Genomic DNA, 20,390 nt, shown 5'->3' with positions numbered 1-20,390 from the left:
CGACTTAGGTGAGGCTAACCGAATCGACTCGGAAGGGTCAACGCGCCCGCTCCACGGACGAGGGGCCGAAGACCGGCCGCGAGTCGGCCGCGAGTCGGGCGCGGCCACCCGCCGCCTTGGCATCTCACCTCATTAAGGTAGCCTTACCTAACTAATCAACGTCTTCGCGGAGGTACCGCATGCCCGTGGGGGGACCGAACGAGGGGGGCCCGACGGGGGGCCTCGTCCTCCGGAGAACGATCAGGGGCCAGCGCCGGCGGGTCGTCGGGGCGTCGCTCCTCGGCATGGCCCACCAGGCGTGCGAGGCCCTGGTCCCCGTCGTGATCGGCGTCATCATCGACCAGGCCGTGTCCACCGGCTCCTCCGCCGCTCTCCTGCGCTGGCTGGTCGTCCTCGCCGTTCTCTTCTTCGTCCTGTCCACCTGTTACCGGACCGCCGCGAGGATCACCGACGGGGCGGCCGAACACGCCGCGCACCGGCTCCGGCTCGACCTCGGCACCAGGGTGCTCGACCCCCGCGGCGGAGCCGACGCCGGGCGGTTGCCGGGCGCGCTCACCGCCGTCGCCACCGGCGACGCGACGCGCGTCGGAGCGGTCGCGGCCGCCGTGCCGTACGCGATATCGGCGCTCACCGGCCTTGTCGTCAGCGCGGTGGCGCTCCTGCGCGTCTCGGTGCCGCTCGGCCTGCTCATCCTGCTCGGCGTCCCGCCCCTGCTGTGGCTCGGCCACCGGATCAGCCGCCCCCTGGAAGAGCGCAGCGAGGTCGAGCAGGAGCGTGCCGCGCACGCCTCCGGCGTCGCCGCCGACCTGGTCGCGGGCCTGCGGGTGCTGAAGGGCATCGGGGCGGAGGCCGCCGCCGTGTCCCGTTACCGGCGCACGAGCCAGGACTCGCTGGCCGCCGCGCTGCGGGCCGCCCGCAGCCGGGCCTGGCACGACGGCGCGATCCTCGCCCTCACCGGAGTCTTCATCGCGGTCATCGGCCTCGCCGGCGCCCATCTCGCCATGCGCGGCTCGATCACCGTGGGCGAACTGGTGGCGGCCGTCGGACTCGCCCAGTACCTGCTCGGCCCCTTCCAGCTCCTCACATACGTCAACGGCGAGTTCGCGCTGGGCCGCGCCTCCGCCGACCGGATCGCCGAGGTGCTCGCCTCGCCGCCCGCCGTCGCGACCGGACGGACTCCGCTTCCCGGGCCCGTCACCGGAGGGGTCCGGCTGCGCGGGCTCGGTCACGGCGCCCTGCGCGGTGTCGACCTCGACATCGCCGCAGGATCGGTCCTCGGCGTCGTCGCGAAGGACCCGGCGGCGGCGCACGACCTGCTGCTCTGTCTGGGCCGCGAACTCGACCCGGCGGAAGGGGCCGTCGAACTCGACGGCGTACCGCTGACCGAGCTGGACCCGGAGAGCGCCCGCCGCGCGATCCTCGTCGCCCACCACGACGCCGACCTGTTCGAGAGCAGTCTGCTCGACAACGTACGGGCGGGCTCCGACGCTCCGGAAGCCGACCTCGCGCCCGCGCTCGCGGCTGCCGCGGCCGACGACGTCGCCCGTGCGCTCCCCCAGGGCACGGCCACCGTCCTCGCCGAGCGGGGCCGGTCCCTGTCCGGTGGTCAGCGTCAGCGGGTGGCCCTGGCCCGGGCGCTCGCCGCCGATCCCCCGGTGCTCGTCGTCCACGACCCGACGACCGCGGTCGACACGGTCACCGAATCGCGTATCGCCGCCCGTCTGCGGGAGCTTCGGGCCGGCCGTACGACGATCCTCGTCACCACCAGCCCCGCGCTGCTCGCCGCGACCGACCGGGTGGTGCTGCTCGACGACGGCGCCGTGGCCGCCGACGGCCGCCATCCGGAACTCGTCGCCTCCCATGAGACCTACCGTGCGGCGGTGCTGGCATGACCGTGAAGGACGAAGGACGCGAGATGACCGAGCCGACCACGGTAGACATCCGCGAGAGCGGCGCGAGTGGTCCGGGCGGCGAAAGTGGTCCGGGCGGCGGAAGCGGTTCGGGCGGCGATCGCGAGCTGCTGCCCACCGCGACCGGCGCGCAGACGTTCGCCGCCGTCCGGGAGCTGCTGCGGCACCACCGGGCCCTGACCGTGCTCGCGGTCACCGTGCTCGTCGCCGGCACGGGCATCGGCCTGCTGACCGCCCCGCTGCTCGGCCGGATCGTCGACCTCGTCGCCGCCCGGCGTGGCGCGAGCGCGCTGACCGTACCGATGGTGCTCCTCCTGACGGTGGCTCTGGCCCGGGGCGTGGCCACCGCGATCGGCCACTCCCTCGTCGCCCGCCTCGGCGAGACCGTCCTCGCGGACCTGCGCGAGCGGTTCGTCGGACGGGCGCTGCGCCTGCCCCTCGAACGGGTCGAGGAGGCCGGTTCGGGCGACCTGACCTCCCGGGTGACCGGGGATGTCACCATCATCGCGAAGGCGGTACGCCAGGCCCTGCCCGAGTTCGCCGCGGCCCTCCTCACCATCGCGCTGACGCTCGTCGGACTCGCCGTCCTGGACTGGCGTTTCCTGCTCGCCGTCCTGCTCGCCGTACCGGTGCACGTCCTGACGGTCCGCTGGTACATCCCGCGCGCCGCGTCGGTGTACGCCAGGCACCGGGTGGCGAGCGGCGCGCTCCAGCACCAGCTCCTCGACAGCGTCGGCGGTGTCCGCACCGTCCGCGCGTTCCGGCTCACCGGCGGCCACGCGCGGGCACTGGAGCGGCGGTCCGGGGAGGCCGTCGACCTCGCGCTGCAAGGAATCCGGCTGGTCTCCGGCTTCTTCTCGCGTCTCAACGCGGGCGAGTTCATCGGGCTGACCGGCGTTCTGGTGACGGGCTTCTTCCTGGTCGACAACGGCTCGGTGAGCATCGGTACGGCGACGGCGGCCGCCCTCTACTTCCACAGCCTCTTCAATCCGATCAACGCCGCGCTCTTCCTGATCGACGACGCCCAGTCGGCAGGCGCGAGCCTCGCCCGCCTGGTGGGGGTGTCGAACCTGCCGGCCGAGTCCGAGCCCGAGTCCGCGTCCGAGTCCGAGCCCGAGTCCCGAGCGGGCGTCCCGGACGGCTCGGTCAAGGTCTCCGGGCTCAGCCACGCGTACGTCGACGGACACCCGGTCCTGAGCGATGTGGACCTGGAGGTCCGCAGCGGCGAACGGGTCGCCCTGGTCGGCGCGAGCGGCGCCGGGAAGACCACCTTGGCGAAGCTGGTCGCGGGCGTCCACGAGGCGTCCGGCGGTTCGATCGTCCTCGGCGGCGTCGATGTCCGCGAGCTGGGCCCGGCCGGTGTCCGGCGCGCCGTGACGCTGATCAGCCAGGAGGTCCATGTGTTCGCCGGACCTCTGGCCGAGGACCTGCGGCTGGCACGTCCCGAGGCGACGGACGAGGAACTGCGCGCGGCACTGGGGAGGGTGGAGGCCCTCGACTGGGTGGATGCGCTCCCCGAAGGTCTCGCCACAGTGGTCGGCGAGGGCGGGCACCGGCTCACGGTGACCCAGGCACAGCACCTGGCGCTGGCCCGCCTCGTCCTCGCGGACCCACCGATCGCCATCCTGGACGAGGCGACCGCCGACGCGGGCAGCGCCGGCGCCCGCGTTTTGGAGTCGGCCGCCGTCCGGGCGCTGGAGGGCCGTACGGGCCTGATGGTGGCTCACCGCCTCCCCCAGGCCGCCTCCGCCGACCGCGTCGTCGTCCTCGACCAGGGCCGGGTGGCCGAGACCGGCACGCACGACGAACTGGTCGCGGCGGGCGGCCTCTACGCCGCCCTCTGGTCGGCCTGGTCCGACAGCCGCCGCGAGCCACCACGGGAGGCGTGAACCGCCCGAGCCGTCGCCCCGCCGGCGGCAGTTGAAGGGCCCCGTCACCAGTCGGTGACGGGGCCCTTCGCTGTGCCCGCCGAGCACGCGGGCGACGCTCGCCCCGGTGGACCCGGCAGCGGGGGCGCTGCACGTCGCTCCGGCCGGTCGTCGACCCGCCGCGAACGCCGCCTCGCGCGCCGGTCGTCGAACCATCCCGGACGTCGCCCCCGGCGCGAACGTCGACCCACGCTGGTCGTGCGCCCCGCGCCGGTCGTCGACACTGCCCGGTGGTCGCCCCGGCGCGGTCATCGGCCCTGCCCGGTCGTCGACCCGCCGCGAAGTCGCCCGCGCGCTCGTAGAACCAGCCCGTCCGCCGCCCCCGCCCTGGTCGTCGGCGCCGCCCGGTCACGGCCCCCACCGGACGTCGCCCACACCCCCAACGCCGCCCGCGCCCGCCATCACCACGTCGCGCACACCCCCTCCGCGTCGCCGCCACCCCTCCCGCACAAACGCCGCCGCCCGCCGAGGGAGATTCTCGGCGGGCGGCGGCAGCGTTCATGGGTGCGGGGTCAGGCCTGCTGGGCCACCAGGCTCTTGGGGCGCAGGTCGGTCCAGTGGGACTCGACGTAGGTGAGGCACGCCTCCCGGGTGTCCTCGCCGAAGACCGTGCGCCAGCCGGCCGGTACCTCGGCGAAGGAGGGCCACAGCGAGTGCTGGTCCTCGTCGTTGACCAGGACCAGGAAGCGGCCCTGCGGGTCCTCGAACGGGTTGGTGCTCATGCGTCGTCACTCCTCGTGGACGTGGACTTTACGGTGAACAGCTCGGAGAGCGGCTGCTCGGGGTCGGCCGCGGCGGTGCGCAGCAGTGTCTGAAGTTCTTCGGCGAGCTGCCGGGCCTTTTCCGGGCCGAGCACGTCGGCCGTGTGGATCAGCTCGCAGTGCACGGGTCCTTCGCCCCGCGGCTCGTAGAAGCTGAGGGTCAGCTCGGCCCGTGCCGAGCGGGTCGGAACGGCGTGGAAGGAGCCCATTCCGCCCTCCAGCTGCCCGAGGTCCGCCTGTTCGTGGTGGATCACCATGACCTGCGGGCCCCGCGGGGGCAGTCCGGTCTCCCGGACGACCGCGTCGAAGGGTACGTCCTGCCGGTCGAGAGCGCCGAGGGTGGTCTCCCGTACCCGGGTCAGCAGCTCCGCGAACGTCGGGTCGCCCGCCGTGTCGGTGCGCAGCACGACCGTGTTGAGGAAGCAGCCGACGAGGTCGGCGAGCTGCTCGTCGCCACGGCCGGCGACCATCGTACCGATGGGCAGGTCGGTGCCCGCGCCGTGGGCGGTGAGCAGCGCGGCGAGGGCCGAGTGCAGCACCATGAACATGCTGGTGCCGGTCGCCCGGGCCAGTTCGTCCACGGCGGCGTGCAGTTGCTCGTCCAGGACGAAGCCCAGGTAGTCGTCGCCGCTCTGGGCGCCGGGGCGCGGGGCGTCCGTGGGGAGCGCCAGCTCCGCCGGTACGTCCTCCAGCGTCCGCCGCCAGTAGGCGAGCTGACGGCCGCCCCGGCTCTCCGGGTCGGTGAGGTCACCGAGGACCTCGTGCGCCCAGCGGGTGTAGTCGGCGTACGTCACCGGCAGCGGCTCCCACTCGGGCGCCCGGCCCTCCGTGCGGGCCGCGTACGCCGTGGTGAGGTCGCGGAACAGCGGCACCACCGACCACTCGTCCACCGCCAGGTAGTGCGAGGTCAGGAGAAGCGCCTGGTGCCCGGCGGGGTCCGTGAGCAGGGTCGCCCGCAGCGGCGCCTCCCGCTCCAGGTCCGGGGCCCGCGCGGCCAGTTCCGCCAAGCGGGTGTCCAGGTCGGCGCACTGGTCGAGTACGAGCGCCGGGGCCTCGGCCGCCCGCTGGAGCACGGCGCCGTCACGCTCGGAGAACGCCGTCCGCAGCGGCTCGTGGCGGGCGACGACATCGGCGAGGGCGTCGGCGAGCGCCGCCGCGTCCAGGCCGCCGTCCGGCGCGCGCAGCGCCAGCGCGTGGTCGAAGCCGGGGGTGCGGCGGTGCGACTCCCACTCCCAGCGCTGGACCGGGGCGACCGGCAGCGGGACGCCGTCGGTCACCTCGGTGGGCCGCAGCGCCGGGCGGGCGGCCGCCGCTCCCTCCAGCTTGCCGGCGAGACCGGCGACGGTCAGCGCGTCGAAGACGTCGCGGATGCTCAGCTCGACGCCGAACTCCGCGCGGATGCGGCCCAGGAGCCGCATCGACGCCATGGAGTGGCCGCCGAGCGCGAAGAAGTTGTCGTGGATGCCGACCTTCTCCAGCTTGAGGATCTCGCAGAACAGGTCCGCCAGGCGGGCCTGCGTCTCCGTGGCCGGGCGCGCGTCGCCGGTCATCGCGGACCAGTCCGGCGCGGGCAGCGCCTTGCGGTCCAGCTTGCCGTTGGGGGTCAGGGGAAGGGGTCCGTCGAGCGGTACGACGAGCGACGGGACCATGTACTCCGGCAGCAGCCCGGCCACATGGGCGCGCAGCTCCTGCGGGTCCAGCTCCCGCGCCGTCTCCCCGGCCTCCGGTACGGCGTAGCCGACGAGGCGGACGATGTCACCGTCGCGGTCCGGCAGTACGGCCGCCTGCGCGACCGACGCGTGCGAGGCGAGCGCCGCCTCGATCTCGCCGAGTTCGATGCGGAAGCCGCGCACCTTCACCTGGGTGTCGACCCGGCCGAGGAAGTCGAGGTTGCCGTCCGCGCGCCAGCGGGCGCGGTCGCCGGTGCGGTACATCCGGCTGCCGGGCGGGCCGTACGGGTCGGCGACGAACCGCTCCGAGGTCAGCCCGGCCTTGCCGAGGTAGCCGCGGGCGAGGCCGCGTCCGGAGACGTACAGCTCGCCGACGACGCCGGGCGGGACCGGCCGCAGGTTGTCGTCGAGGACGTAGGCGCGGGTGTTGGGGTCGGGTCGGCCGATGGGCACCCGGCCGCCCGGGCGGCCGCCGTGCTCGCGGGCGGGCCACAGCGTGGAGTTGACCGTCGCCTCGGTGAGTCCGTACGCGCAGATCAGGTGGGCCGTGGTCCCGAAGCGCTCGAAGAGGTCCGGCGGCACGGTCTCCGTACCGACGAGGACGGTCGAGCCCTCGGGCAGCTCGCAGCCGGGCGGCAGCGCCGACACCAGGGACGGGGGCAGGATCATGTGGCTGATCCGCTGCTCCGCCAGGAAGTCGGTGAGCGCGGGGCCGGCGACGCGGGCCTCGTCGGTGATGAGGACGAGCCGGCCGCCGTGGCACAGCGCCATCGACAGTTCGAAGACGAAGACGTCGAAGCCGATCGAGGCGAACTGGAGCACATGGCTGTCGGCTTCGAGGCCCATCCGGTCGACGGCGGTGGCGACGAGGCTGGCGATGCCCTCGTGCGGGACGACGACCCCCTTGGGGCGGCCGGTCGAACCCGACGTGTAGATGACGTACGCCGCCTGGTCCAGGCCGACGGGTCCGCCTTCGACGGCGCTCTCCGGGAGCCCTTCCAGCTCGGCGGTCACGGACGGCTCGTCGAGCAGCACCACCGGTACGCCCGCCACGTCCGGGAGCTTCCCGGCCACGGATTCGGTGCCGACCACGAGGGTCGCCTTCGAGTCCTCGATCATGTAGGCGAGCCGGTCGGCGGGGTGGGCCAGGTCCAGCGGCAGGAACGCGGCGCCCAGCTTGAGGGCGGCGAGCACCGTGGCGATCATGTCGGCGGAGCGGGGCACGGCCACGCCGACCACACTCTCGGCGCCCACACCGCGGGCGGCCAGGAGCCGGGCGATCCGGTTGGACCGCGCGTCCAGACGCTCGTACGTCACCTCGTGCGAGCGGTCCACGACGGCGACCGCGTCGGGCCGCTCGGCGAGCCGCCGCGCGAACATCTCCGGCAGGGTCTCCTCGTCGACCGGCCTCGGGGCGCCGTTGAAGCCCTCCAGGACCAGGTGACGCTCGTCGGCGGCGAGGATCTCCGCCTGCGAGACGGGCCGCTCGGGCGCGGCGACGAGGGCCGAGACGAGCGCCCGGAGCCGGTCGCCGATCCGCTCGGCGGTCTCCTGGTCGAACAGCTCGGTGGCGAACTCCAGACGGCAGACGAGGGAGCCCGCGCCGTCGTGCACGTCGGTGTGCTCGGTGAAGCTGAACACCAGGTCGAACTTGGCGGAGCGGATGCGGAAGGGCACGTACTCCACCTGGAGTCCGGCCAGTTCCAGCTCGTCGCCGGTGCGGGCGTGGTAGCCGACCATCACCTGGAAGAGCGGGTTCCGGGAGAGCGAGCGGGTCGGGTTGAGCTTCTCCACGACCGACTCGAAGGGCACGTCCGCGTGGGAGAAGGCCGCCAGGTCGGTCTCGCGGACCCGGGTGAGCAGCTCGGTGAAGCTGGGGTCGCCGCTCAGGTCCGTGCGGAGCACGAGGGTGTTGACGAAGAAGCCGACCAGGTCGTCGAGGGCCTCGTCGCTCCGGCCCGCGATGGGCGAGCCGAGCGGGATGTCCGTGCCCGCGCCCATGCGGTGCAGCAGGGCTGCCACGGCCGCGTGCACCACCATGAACATGCTGGCGCCGGTCTCGCGGGCGAGCCGCTTCAGCCCCTCGTGGACGTCGGCGTCGAAGTCGATGTCCAGCTCGGCTCCGGTGAACGCGGGGCGGGCGGGCCGGGGCCGGTCGGTGGGCAGTTCGAGCTCTTCGGGGGCGCCTTCGAGCGTCGAGTGCCAGTGGTCCAGCTGCCGGGCGGCCAGGGAGCCCGGGTCGGCCGGGTCGCCGAGGAGCCGCTGCTGCCACAGGGCGTAGTCGGCGTACTGGACGGGCAGCGGCTCCCAGTCGGGGGCCGTGCCGTTCGCGAGGCGGGTTTCGTACGCGGTCGCGAGGTCGCGCAGGAACGGGCGGTCGGACCACTCGTCGGTGGTGATGTGGTGCAGCAGCAGGATGACGACGTGGTCGTCGGGCGCGACCTCCACGATGGTGGCCCGCAGCGGCAGTTCGGCGGCGAGGTCGAAGGGCCGGTTGGTCTCGGCGTCGACGATGCCGGGCACCTCGTCCTCGGTGGCGCGGACGATCTCGACCGTCGGCCGGGCCTGATCGGCCGGCAGGACCCGCTGGAACGCCTGGCCGTCGCGCTCGGCGAAGACCGTGCGCAGAGCCTCGTGGCGGGCGGTGACATCGGCGAGCGCGGCGGTCCACGCGTCGGTGTCGAGGTCGCCGCGCAGCCGCATGACCAGCGGGAAGTTGTAGGCGGCGGAGGTGCACTCGATCTGCTGGATGACCCACAGCCGCTGCTGGGCGTGGGACAGCGGCAGCTCCTCGGGCCGCTCCCCGGCGGTCAGCGCCGGGCGGGCGGCGCCGCCGGAGCGGGCCGCGCATTCCACGAGCTCCGCGACGGTCGGCGCCTCGAAGAGGTCGCGGATGGCCAGTTCGGCGTCGAGCGCGGTGCGGGCGCGGCTGATCAGCCGGGTGGCGAGCAGCGAGTGGCCACCGAGCTCGAAGAAGTCGCTGTCGATGCCGACGCTGCCCTCGGGCAGGCCGAGCACCTCGGCGAAGAGGGCGCAGAGGGTCTCCTCCCGCGGCGTGCGCGGGGCGCGGCTGGGGCCCGTACCTCCGAAGTCGGGGGCGGGCAGGGCACGGACGTCGAGCTTTCCGTTGACGGTCAGCGGCAGCGTGTCCACGGCGACGAGCGCGGAGGGGACCATGTAGTCCGGCAGGCCGGCCTTCAGGTGGTCGCGGAGCCGCTGGAGCAGCTCCTCGCCCGTCTCCGTACCGTCCTCCGCCACGAAGTAGCCGACCAGGCGCTTGGTTCCGGTGGCCTCGTTCACGACCACGGCGGCGTGGGCGACCTCGGGGTGCGTGGACAGGGCGGAGGCGATCTCACCCAGCTCGATGCGGTAGCCGCGGATCTTGACCTGGTCGTCGGTGCGGCCGAGGAAGTCGAGCAGGCCGTCGGCCCGCTGGCGTACGAGGTCGCCGGTGCGGTACATCCGCTCGCCGGGCTCGCCGAACGGATCGGCGACGAACCGCTCGGCGGTCAGGCCGGGCCGGTCGTGGTAGCCGCGGGCCAGACCGGTGCCCGCGATGTACAGCTCGCCGGGGCAGCCCGGCGGAACGGGCCGCAGCATGCCGTCGAGGACGTAGGCGCGGGTGTTGCGGATGGGCAGGCCGACCGTGGAGGTGGCGCTGTCGCTGGTCGATCCGCCGAGCGTGTTGATCGTGTACTCGGTCGGGCCGTAGAGGTTGTAGCCGTAGGTCCCTTCGGTGCGCCGGAGCTTCGTCCACACCGTGTCGGACACCGCCTCGCCGCCGAGCAGGACCAGCGCGGGCCGGTGCTTGCCGGCCGTCACGTCCTGGTCGAGCAGGCCCTCCTCGATGAGGAGCTGGGCGTAGGTGGGGGTCACGTTGACCACGTCGACCCGGTGGCGGTCGCAGTAGGCGACCAGGGCCTCGGCGTCGCGGCGCAGCTCCTCGTCGCAGACGTGGACCTCGTGTCCCTCGACGAGCCAGAGCAGCTCCTCCCAGGACATGTCGAAGGCGAAGGACACGGTGTGCGCGATGCGCAGCCGCCGTCCGCCGGCCGAGGCGATGGCCGGGTCGAAGATCTCCTTCTGGTGGTTGAGCTGCATGTTCGTCAGGCCCCGGTAGGGGGTGACGACGCCCTTGGGCTTGCCGGTCGAGCCGGAGGTGTAGATGACGTACGCCGGGTGCTCCAGGCGGTCCGCCCGGTCGTGGGCGAACGCGGGCCGCTCGGCGTCGGTGATCTCGCCGCCGTCCAGGGCGGCCAGTTCGGCGGCCACGGCCGCGTCGTCCAGGAGGAGTTCCGGCGCGGCGGGCCCGGCCTCGCCGCGGAGGGTGGGGGCCACGGCGGTCGTGGACAGCAGGCAGAGCGGCCGGGTGTCCTCGACCATCAGCCGCAGCCGGTCGGCCGGGTGGTCCAGGTCGAGCGGCAGGTACGCGGCGCCCGTGCGCAGCACGGCGAAGAGCGCGGCCACCATGTCGATGGAGCGCGGCAGCGCGAGGGCGACGGCCTTCTCCGGTCCGGCGCCCCGGGCGAGCAGCAGCCGGGCGATCCGGTTGATGTGGGCGTCGAGTTCGGCGTACGTGAGGGCGCGCTCACCGAAGACCAGCGCCACCGCGTCGGGGGTACGGGCCACCTGGGCGGTCAGCATGTCGGCGACGGTCTCGTTCGGCACCGGCTCCCGGCTGCCGGCCCAGTCGGCGGCGAGGGACTCCCGCTCGCCGGGCAGCAGCAGGTCCAGGGCGCCGACCCGGGTCGTCAGGTCTCCGATGAGCCGTTCCACCAGGGCGCCGAAGCGGTCGAGCGTGGCCGTGGCCTGCTCGTCCTCGACCAGGTCGGGGCGGTACTCCAGCTTGACCTGGACGGTCTCGGCCGGGTTGACGATCAGGGTCATCGGGTAGTGGGTGGCGTCGACGCTGCCCACGCCCGTGATGCCGTGGCGCTCGGTGAGCCGCCGGAAGGCACCCTCGTCGGCGAAGTTCTGCAGGACGTACAGGGTGTCGAAGAGGGTCGGGTGACCGCCCGCGCGCTGGAGTTCGGCGAGGCCCAGGTACTCGTGGTCCATCAGGGCGACGCGCTCGCTCTGGATGCGGCGCAGCAGGTCACCGACCGGCTCGGCCGGGTCGAGGGTGATCCGCTGGGGCACGGTATTGAGGAACATGCCGATCGTCGTGTCGACTCCGGGCACGTCCGCCGGGCGGCCGGCGACCGTGGCGCCGAACACCACGTCCTCGCGGCCCACGGTGGAGGACAGGACGAGCGCCCACGCGGCGGAGAGCACCGCGTTGATGGTCAGTCCGTGCTCGCGTGCGGAGGAGCGCAGCCGCTCGCTGAGAGGGCGTCCGAGACTGAGGGTGCGGCGGTGCGGGATGGTCGGCTCGGCACCCCGCTCGCGGGCGACGAGGGTCGGCTCGTCGAGTCCGGCGAGGGCGCCGCGCCAGGTCTCGCGGGCCGCGTCGAAGTCCTGGCCGGCGAGCCAGCTCAGGTAGTCGCGGTAGCTTCCGGCGGCGGGCAGGGCGCTGTCGTCGCCGGCGGCCGCGTACAGGCCGAGCAGTTCGTCGAGGAAGAGGGACTGGGACCAGCCGTCCCAGGCGACCAGGTGGTGGCTGAGCATCAGCCGGTCGGTGGTGTCGGTGAGCCGGATCAGGGTGAGCCGGAACAGCGGGGGCGCGGCGAGGTCGAACCGCTGCCGCCGGTCGGCGTCGGATATCTCGGTGAGCCGGGTCTGGCGCTCGGCGTCGTTCAGCCCGGTCAGGTCGACCTCGGTGAGCGGTACGGGCAGCTCGGCGGCCGCGCAGACGAACTGCACGGGCTCGGGCAGGCCGTCGCTGACGATGCCGGCGCACAGGCTGGGGTGCCGGCGCAGCAGGGTCGCGAGGGCGGCGCGCAGCCGGTCGGCGTCGAGCCGGTGGCCGAAGTCGAAGGTGTCCTGCGCGGTGTAGACGTCGAGCGCGGTCGTGTCGTAGCTGGCGTGGAAGTAGATGCCTTCCTGGAGCGGCGACAGCGGCCAGATGTCGGCGACCGGCGCCGGGCTCACCCGCTCGACCAGCTCGATGTCGGCCTGGGCGAGGGTGACGAGCGGCACGTCCGAGGGGGTGAGGGAGGGCAGGGCGCCGGGGGCGGCGGCCTTGGCGACGAGATCGCGCAGGGCGTCGGCCCAGGCGCGGCTCAGTGTCCGCACGTCGTCGTCGGTGAGGGTGTCGCCCTCGGGCCAGGTCCAGGTGGCGCGCAGCTCGGGGCCGTTCGGGGTCTCCGCGCAGACGGCGTTGACCTGGAGCGGGTAGGGCATGGCGAGGTCGGCATCGGGCTCGACGGCGAGCGCGTCGGACTCGACGGCCGGCGCCCAGTCGTGGGTCCGCTCGGCGGGCAGGCGACCGAAGTAGTTGAAAAGCACCTGCGCGGAGGAGAGCTGGGCGAACACCGGGGCGAGCTGCGGGTTGAGGTAGCGCAGCATGCCGTATCCGGCGCCGGAGTCGGGGGCGGACCGGACGGCCTCCTTGACCTGCTTGAGCGTATCGAGCGGGTCGCCGGCGGCGGGCAGACGCACCGGGTGGAGGCTGGTGAACCAGCCCACGGTGCGCGAGAGATCGGCGTCCGTTCCGTCGCGTCCGTGGCGCTCCAGGTCGACCAGCAGGTCGCCGTCGCCGTCGGGGCGCCACTGGGTGACGGCATGCCGCAGGGCCGCGAGCAGGACCTCGGTGACGTCGGCGCCGGCCGCCGCGGGTACGGCGGTGAGCAGCGCGCGGGTCTCCTCGGCGGGCAGGGTGACGACGTGCTCCCGCGCCGCACCCGCCGTGCCGGTACGGCCGGCTCCGGCGACCAGGTCGGCTCCCGGGGCCAGGGTCTTGGCCCAGTAGGGCAGTTCGGCCTGCCGCTGCGGGGAGGTGGCCTGCTCGGCGATGTCGCGGGCGAACCTGCGCAGGGAGGTCGGCACCGGCTCGAGCTCCGGGGACTCGCCTCGTACGACCGCGTCCCACGCGGTGGCGAGGTCGCCGAGCAGCACGCGCCAGGACACGCCGTCGATCACCAGGTGGTGGACGACGAGCAGCAGCCGGCCGGGCCGGTCCGTGCCGGCGTCGAACCAGACGGCCTGCACCGTCACGCCGGTGTCGGGGTCGAGCCGGTCCGCCGCCGCGTCGGACTCCTCGCGGAGGACCGTGCGGAGCGCGGAGTCGTCCAGGCCGTGCACGTCGACGCGGCGGAGCAGTCCGGCCGCGTCCAGCGAGCCGGCGGGTGTGGTCCGCGCGGACCAGAGGGCGGGGATCGCCGGGCCGAGGTCCATGCGGGTGAGGGTGAGCCGCAAGCCGTCGTGGTGGTCGAGGACCGCCTGGAGGACACGCGTCAGCTTCTCGGTGTCGGCGGCGGCGGGAGCCTGGAGCAGCATGGAGAGGTTGAAGCGGCCGATCGTGCCGCCGTCCTCGCGGAGCTGGTGGACGATCGGCAGGAGGGGGACGTCGCCGACGCCGTCGGAGTCGGCGACCGGGGCCGGGACCGCCGACGCCGCACCGGCGACGGTGGCGGCCAGGGCGGCCGGGGTGCGGTGCTCGAAGACGTCGCGCGGGGTCACCGCCAGGCGCGCCTTGCGGGCGCGGCTGGAGACCGCCATGGACAGGATGCTGTCGCCGCCCAGGACGAAGAAGTCCTCGTCGGCGTGGACCCCGTCGATGCCGAGCACCTCGGCGAAGATGCCGCACAGCCGCTGCTCGTAGCCCTCACGCGCGGTCGCGGTCCGGCTCGGCCGCCTGCGGGCCTCGGGGGCGGGCAGGGCCTTGAGGTCGGTCTTCCCGCCGGGGGTGAGCGGCAGCGCGTCGAGCCGTACGAAGTGGCTGGGCACCATCGGCGCGGGCAGCGAGCCGCTCAGCGCGGCGCGTACGGCCTCGGTGTCCAGGTCCGCCGAACCGGCGGCCGGGACCAGGTAGGCCACCAGCTGCTTGACCCCCCGCTCGTCGTCGCGTGCCACGACGACGGCGTCGGCGACGGCCGGCTCGTCGCGCAGCCGGGCCTCGATTTCCCCGAGTTCCACCCGGTTACCCCTGATCTTGACCTGGTGGTCGGTGCGCCCGAGGTAGGTGAGCACACCGTCTCCACTGAACTGAACCATGTCTCCGGTGCGGTACATCCGCTCTCCCGGAGCGCCGAACGGATCGGCGACGAAGCGCTCCGCGGTGAGCGCGGCGCGTGCGTGATAGCCGCGGGCCAGTTGGGCGCCCGCGATGTAGAGCTCGCCCGGCTCGCCCTCCGCGACGGGGCGGAGGTGGCGGTCGAGGACGTAGAGGCGGGTGTTCCACACCGGCCGCCCGATGGGCACGGTGGCCCCGTCCGTGGACGCGGCCGGGCCCGCTTCCCAGCTCGTGACCTGGATGGAGGCCTCGGTGGGTCCGTACACGTTGAACAGCGGCACTCCGGTGCGCTCCCGCCAGCGCCGGGCGAGCGGAACGGGCAGGGCCTCGCCGCCGCTGAAGGCGCGGCGCAGGCTCGCCCACCACTCCCCCGCCTCGTCCTCCGCCAGCAGCGCGCCGTAGAGGGAGGGGACGAGGTCGACGCTGGTGACCCGCTCGGTGCGGATGAGGTCGATGAGGTACGCCGGGTCGCGGTGTCCGTCCGGCCGTGCGATCACCACGGTGCCGCCGGTGAGCAGCGGGGTGAAGATCTCCAGTACGGACGGGTCGAAACTGGTCGAGTACTGGTGCAGCACCCGCTCGTCGGGGCCGTAGCCGAACCGCTCGGCGGTCCAGGCGAGTTGGCCGACGACCGCGCGGTGCGGGACGACGACGCCCTTGGGGCGGCCGGTGGAGCCGGAGGTGTAGATCACGTACGCGGCGCTGTCCGGGTGGACGGAGACCGAGACCGGGACCGGGACCGGGACGGTCGTGGGGCTCTCCTCGCTCTCCTCGCTCTTCTCACCGACGACGACGTGGGCCACGCCGTCGAGCGCGGGCAGCCGGGTCCGGGACCCGGCGGTGACGACGACGGTCCGCGCCCCGGAGTCCTCGAGCAGGTACCGCACCCGGTCGGCCGGGTAGTCGACGTCGACCGGCAGGTAGGCGGCGCCCGCCTTGAGGACACCGAGCATCGCGATCAGCGTCTCGGCGGAGCGGGGTACGGCGACGGCGACGACGGACTCGGGCGTGACGCCCTGGGCGAGCAGCCTGCCGGCAAGCACCTCGGCGCGCGCGTCCAGTTCGGCGTAGGTCGTCCGCCCGGCGTCGTGGACGAGTGCGGTCGCGTCGGGGGTACGGCGGGCCTGGCGGGCGAAGGCCGCGTGCAGGGTGTCGCCGGGCGTGGCGTGGTCCGCGCCGGCCAGCCGGTCGAGCGCGGCACGCTCCTCGGCGGGGGTACGCGACGCGAGCCGCGCGACCGGCCGGAGCGGGTCCGTGACGAGCTGGTCGAGCAGGGCGAGCAGCCGGTCGGCGAACCGGCGGGCGGCCGCTGAGTCGAGGCGGGCCGGGTCGTGGTCGAGGCGCAGCTGGAGCCGCTCGCCGGGAAGGACGGTGAGGGCGAGCGGGTAGTGGACGGCGTCGCGGATGTGCGAGCCGGTGATCCGGACCAGTCCGGCCGGGTCGGAGGGCTCGCCCGCGTCGGGGAGGTTCTCGACGACGACCAGTGCCTCGAAGAGCTCGCCGCGCCCCACGGCGCGCTGGATCTCGGCGAGACCCACGTGCTGGTGGTCGAGCAGCTCGGCCTGTTCGTCCTGGAACCGGGTGAGCACGTCGACCAGCGACTGCTCGGGGCGCCACCGCAGCCGGGCGGGGAGGGTGTTGATGAGGAGGCCGACGAGGGTCTCCACTCCTTCGACGGCGGCCTGGCGGCCCGAGACGGTGCTGCCGAAGACCAGGTCGCGGGTGCCGGTGACGTCCCCGAGCAGGAGCCCGAAGCCGCCCTGGAGGACGCTGCCGAGCGTCAGTCCCAGCGCGCGGGCCCGTGCGGTGACCGCGGCGGTGTCCGCCGCGGTCAGCTCGACCGCGATGGTGCCGGTCCGGTGCTCGCCGGCGTCCGTACCCCGTACGGGGAGCCGGGCGGGGCCGTCGTGGTCGGCGAGGGCGTCACACCAGGCGCTCAGCGCGCCGTCCCGGTCGCGTGCGGCGAGCCAGCCGGCGTACGCCCGGTACGTCGGGTCCTCCGCCGGCCGGGGTGCCTCGGCGCCGGGCCGGTAGCCGCTGAGGAGTTCGCGCATGAGGAGCGACACCGACCAGCCGTCCACGACGATGTGGTGGAGCGTCAGCACCAGCTGGGAACGCTCGGCGCCGTGGCGGATCAGGGCGGCCCGCAGCAGGGGCGGGACGGCCAGGTCGAATCCTTCGGCCCGCTCCCGCGCCGCGATGGCGTCGACGGCCGCCGCGCGGCTGTCGGCGTCCTGGCCGGACAGGTCGTCGAAGCGCCAGGGCAGGGTGACGCGTTCGCCGATGAGCTGCGTGATCCTGCCGTCCGGGAGCTGGTGGAAGGCGGCACGCAGCAGCGGGTGGCGGTCGAGGAGGCCCTGGACGGCGGTCCGCAGCGCCTCGGGGTCGACGTCGCCGGCCAGCTCGACGGTGTCCTGCACCGTGTATCCGTCGGCGCCCGTCTCGTCGACGGAGGCGTGGAAGTAGAAGCCCTCCTGGAGCGGGGTGGCCGGCACGGCGTCCACGAGGCGGCCGGGGACGGCGGCGTCGCACTCGGCGCGTTCGGCGTCGGTGAGCGTGACGAGCGAGAACGGGGCGGGCACGTCAGCGGTCAGGGCGCGGGGGGTGTCCGCCGGCTCGCCCGTGAGGCGGGCGAGCGCCGCGACCGTACGGTGGCGGAACACGTCGCGCGGGGTGAGCGCGAGGCCGGTCTCGCGGGCGCGGTTCACGAGCTGGATGGCGACGATGCTGTCACCGCCCAGCTCGAAGAAGCTGTCGTGGACGCCGACCGACGGCAGGCCGAGGACGTCGGCGAACAGCCCGGCGAGCGCGGTCTCGGCGGGGGTGGTCGGCGCGTCGTCGCCGCCCATCGCCGTCCACTGGGGCTCGGGCAGGGCGCGGCGGTCGAGCTTGCCGTTGGGCGTCAGCGGCAGGGGGCCGTCGAGGCGGACGACGGCGGACGGCACCATGTAGTCGGGAAGGGTGTCGGCGATCCGGGTACGGGCCTCGGCCACGGCGGTCTCGGCGTCCGTGGGGACGGCGTCGGTACGGGTACCGGCAGCGGCAGCCGCACCAGAACCGGCAGTAGCAGCCGCACCAGAGCCAGCACCGGCCTCCGCGACCAGGTAGGCCACGAGTCGCTTCACGTTCCGGTGGTCCTCGCGGACGAGGACGGCGGCCTGGGCGATGCCGGGGCAGGCCATGAAGGCGCTCTCGATCTCGCCGGGCTCGATGCGGTGGCCGCGGATCTTGATCTGGCCGTCCGCGCGGCCGAGGAACTCGAGGTTGCCGTCGGCGCCCCAGCGCACCCGGTCGCCCGTCCGGTACATGCGCGTGCCCGGCTCGCCGAACGGGTCGGCCACGAAGCGCTCCGAGGTGAGCCCGGCGCGGCCCAGGTAGCCGCGGGCGAGGCCGCGACCGGCGACGTACAGCTCGCCCTCGGTGCCGACGGGGACGGGCCGGAGGGCCGAGTCGAGGACGTAGGCGCGGGTGTTGGGGTCGGGGACGCCGATCGGGGCGGGGCCCGGGCGGTCGGCGTCGGCGACCCACAGCGTGGAGTTGACGCTCGCCTCGGTGAGGCCGTAGGCGACGACGACCTGGACGTGCCCGGCCCAGCGGGCGATCAGTTCGCTGGGCACCGCTTCGGTGCCGACGATCAGCACGGAACCGTCGGGGAGTTCGCAGTCCTGCGGGAGCGCCGAGACGAGCGACGGTGGCAGGATCATGTGGGTGGCGCGGTGGCGCGCGATGTATTCGGTGAGGGCGGGTCCGGCGACGCGGCGCTCCGTGGGGACGACGATGATCCGGCCGCCGACGCACAGCGACATGATCAGGTCCCAGACGGTGACGTCGAAGCCGACGGACGCGAACTGCACGACGCGGCTGTCGGCGGTGATGCCGATGCGGTCGGTCGCGGTGGCGATGAGGCTGCCGACGCCGTCGTGCGGGACCACGACACCCTTGGGGCGGCCGGTGGAGCCCGAGGTGTAGATGACGTACGCGGCCTGGTTCAGCGCGACGGCCACACCCGGGTCGGTGTCGTCGAGGCCGGCGCACTCCGCGGCCACGGACGGCTCGTCGAGCACCACGCGTTCGACGCCCGGCGCGGCCGGCAGGTCGGTCGAGAGCGCCCGTGTGGTCACGATGGTCCGGGCGCCCGCGTCGTCCAGCATGTACGCGATCCGGTCCTGCGGGTGGTCGGCGTCGAGCGGCAGGTAGGCCGCCCCCGCCTTCATCACGGCCAGCAGGGCGACGACGAGTTCCGGGGAGCGCGGCAGCGCCACGCCGACGACGTCCTCGCCGCCGACGCCCCGGGCGGCGAGGAGCCGGGCGAGGCGGTTGGCGGCGGCGTTGAGCTCCGCGTACGACAGCTCCCGGTCCTCGTACACCAGCGCCACGGCGTCCGGTGTGCTGCGCACCTGCCGCTCGAAGGCGGCGGGCCAGGAGAGTTCGGGCACCTCGCGGGGGGCGACGCCGAACTCGCCGAGCAGCCGGGCGCGTTCGGCGCCGGAGGTCAGTTCGAGATGTCCGACCCGGCGGGTCAGGTCGCGGGCGAAGTCGTGGAGCAGCATGAGGAAGCGCTGCTCGTGCTCGATCAGCTTCTCCTCGTCGCAGACGTCGGCGTCGGCGTCGAGCAGGACACGAAGGCCCTGGCCGGCCTGGAAGTCGCCGAACGTGATCGCGAGGTCGCTGACCGGGCCGAGCCACAGGGGGGTGAGGTCGGCGTCGAGGTCGCCGAAGCGGATCCCCTCGCCGCCGGGAAGGATGTTGACCGTGGGGCCGACGAGTTCCTGCACGCCGTCGACGAGCCCGAGGTCCCGGGCCAGGTCCTCGGCGCGGTGTCGGCTGTGGGCGACCGTCTCGGACACCGCCGTGCCGACCGCTGCCGCGAGCTGGGCGCCGGTCATGTCGGGGCGGACGGTGAGGCGCAGCGGCAGGATGTTGGAGACCATGCCGGGGATGTGCCGGGTCGCGGGGTCCTGCCGGGTGGTGACGGGCAGGCCGAGGACCAGGTCCTGTTCGCCGGTGGCACGGTGCAGGTAGGCGGCGACGGCGGACAGCAGGATGCGGGAGAGCGGGACGTCCGCGGCGGCCGCGGCGGCGCGGAGCCGCCCGACGGCGGGCGCCGTGAGCTCGGTCGTGCGGCGCAGGCGCCGTACGGTCATCCCCGACGACCGCTCGACGAGCCGTACGGGCTCGGGCCGGTCGGCCATGCGTCGCAGCCAGTACGCGCGGTCCTCACCGTACTTCTCGGACGCGCGGTAGGCGGTCTCCGCGTCGACCAGCCGGGAGAGCGACCAGTCGGGGGCGGGTGCCTGGTCTCCGTGGGTGTAGAGATCACCGGCCCGGCGGGAGATGCCGGCGATGCCGACGCCGTCGATGACGATGTGGTGGTAGCGCTGGTACCACCAGACGCGGTCGTCCGCGAGGCGGAGGAGCGCGTGCGCGTGGAGCGGGGCGGTCGCGAGGTCGGCCGGGCGGTCCCGGTCGGCCTCGGTCCACCGGTGGGCGGCGTCCAGGGGGTCGGACGCGCCGCGCAGGTCGACGGTCGGGAGGTCCACGGGGACGGGGACGGGCGATGTCACCTGACGCGGTACGCCGTTGTCCTCGACGATCCGGACGTGCAGGCTCTCGGCCTCCGCGACCGCCTGCCGGACGGCGGCGGCGAGGCGCTCCAGGTCGATGTCTCCGCGCAGGTCGAGGACGAACGAGACGTTGTAGGCCGAGCTCTCCGGCTCGATCTGCTGGGCGAGCCAGATGCCGGATTGCCCCCCGGTGACGGGGATACCGGCAGCGGGTGTCCGGTCCGACTCGGCGTCAAACATCGTTCGTGTGGCCTTTCCCTGGTGGTGCGTCTGTGGTGCGTCGGTGGTGGGTCGGTGGTCGGTCGTCGCCGGGTCGGAGAGCGCGCGGCCGCCGCCACCGCCCCGTGGAGGTGTCCGACGAACCGCGTCGGCCCACCGGGGGTCCCCCCACGGCCTGACGGCCGTGGGGGGTGGGCGGGTCGCCCCGGGAGGGGTGCCGCGGGG

Annotated in this window: 4 protein-coding genes; 2 read left to right on the top strand and 2 right to left on the bottom strand. The window is 74.2% G+C overall.

Annotated elements, in window-relative coordinates:
- Nucleotides 1–179 precede the first annotated feature (179 nt).
- Nucleotides 180–1,892, top strand: a complete 1,713-nt coding sequence (locus tag ACF06X_RS12555) for an ABC transporter ATP-binding protein (protein ID WP_392287224.1) — start codon at nucleotides 180–182, stop codon at nucleotides 1,890–1,892.
- Nucleotides 1,889–3,799: an ABC transporter ATP-binding protein gene (locus ACF06X_RS12550; protein ID WP_392287223.1), complete on the top strand. Its 1,911-nt coding sequence runs from the start codon at nucleotides 1,889–1,891 to the stop codon at nucleotides 3,797–3,799. Before ACF06X_RS12555 ends, ACF06X_RS12550 begins: the two co-directional genes overlap by 4 nt.
- Nucleotides 3,800–4,350: 551 nt before the next feature.
- On the opposite strand, the gene ACF06X_RS12545 is transcribed toward ACF06X_RS12550, so the two are convergent.
- A complete protein-coding gene (locus ACF06X_RS12545) occupies nucleotides 4,351–4,560 on the bottom strand; it encodes an MbtH family protein (RefSeq protein ID WP_392287222.1) in 210 nt (69 codons plus the stop codon).
- On the bottom strand, nucleotides 4,557–20,186 hold the full coding sequence (locus ACF06X_RS12540; protein WP_392287221.1) for an amino acid adenylation domain-containing protein: 15,630 nt from the start codon (nucleotides 20,184–20,186) through the stop codon (nucleotides 4,557–4,559). The genes ACF06X_RS12545 and ACF06X_RS12540 overlap by 4 nt, the downstream gene beginning before the upstream one ends.
- Between the last annotated feature and the right edge of the window lie 204 nt (nucleotides 20,187–20,390).

The organism is Streptomyces sp. NPDC015346, from assembly GCF_043078785.1.
In the GTDB taxonomy this organism is placed as follows: domain Bacteria; phylum Actinomycetota; class Actinomycetes; order Streptomycetales; family Streptomycetaceae; genus Streptomyces.
Note: the sequence above shows the minus strand (reverse complement) of the source record. Positions and strands in the feature narration are given on the sequence as shown.

What these genes read in the sequence shown, in the direction of transcription:
- ACF06X_RS12555 (WP_392287224.1), top strand. Translation starts at nt 180, where the DNA reads ATGCCCGTGGGGGGACCGAACGAGGGGGGCCCGACGGGGGGCCTCGTC.
- ACF06X_RS12550 (WP_392287223.1), top strand. Translation starts at nt 1,889, where the DNA reads ATGACCGTGAAGGACGAAGGACGCGAGATGACCGAGCCGACCACGGTA.
- ACF06X_RS12545 (WP_392287222.1), bottom strand. Translation starts at nt 4,560, where the DNA reads ATGAGCACCAACCCGTTCGAGGACCCGCAGGGCCGCTTCCTGGTCCTG.
- ACF06X_RS12540 (WP_392287221.1), bottom strand. Translation starts at nt 20,186, where the DNA reads ATGTTTGACGCCGAGTCGGACCGGACACCCGCTGCCGGTATCCCCGTC.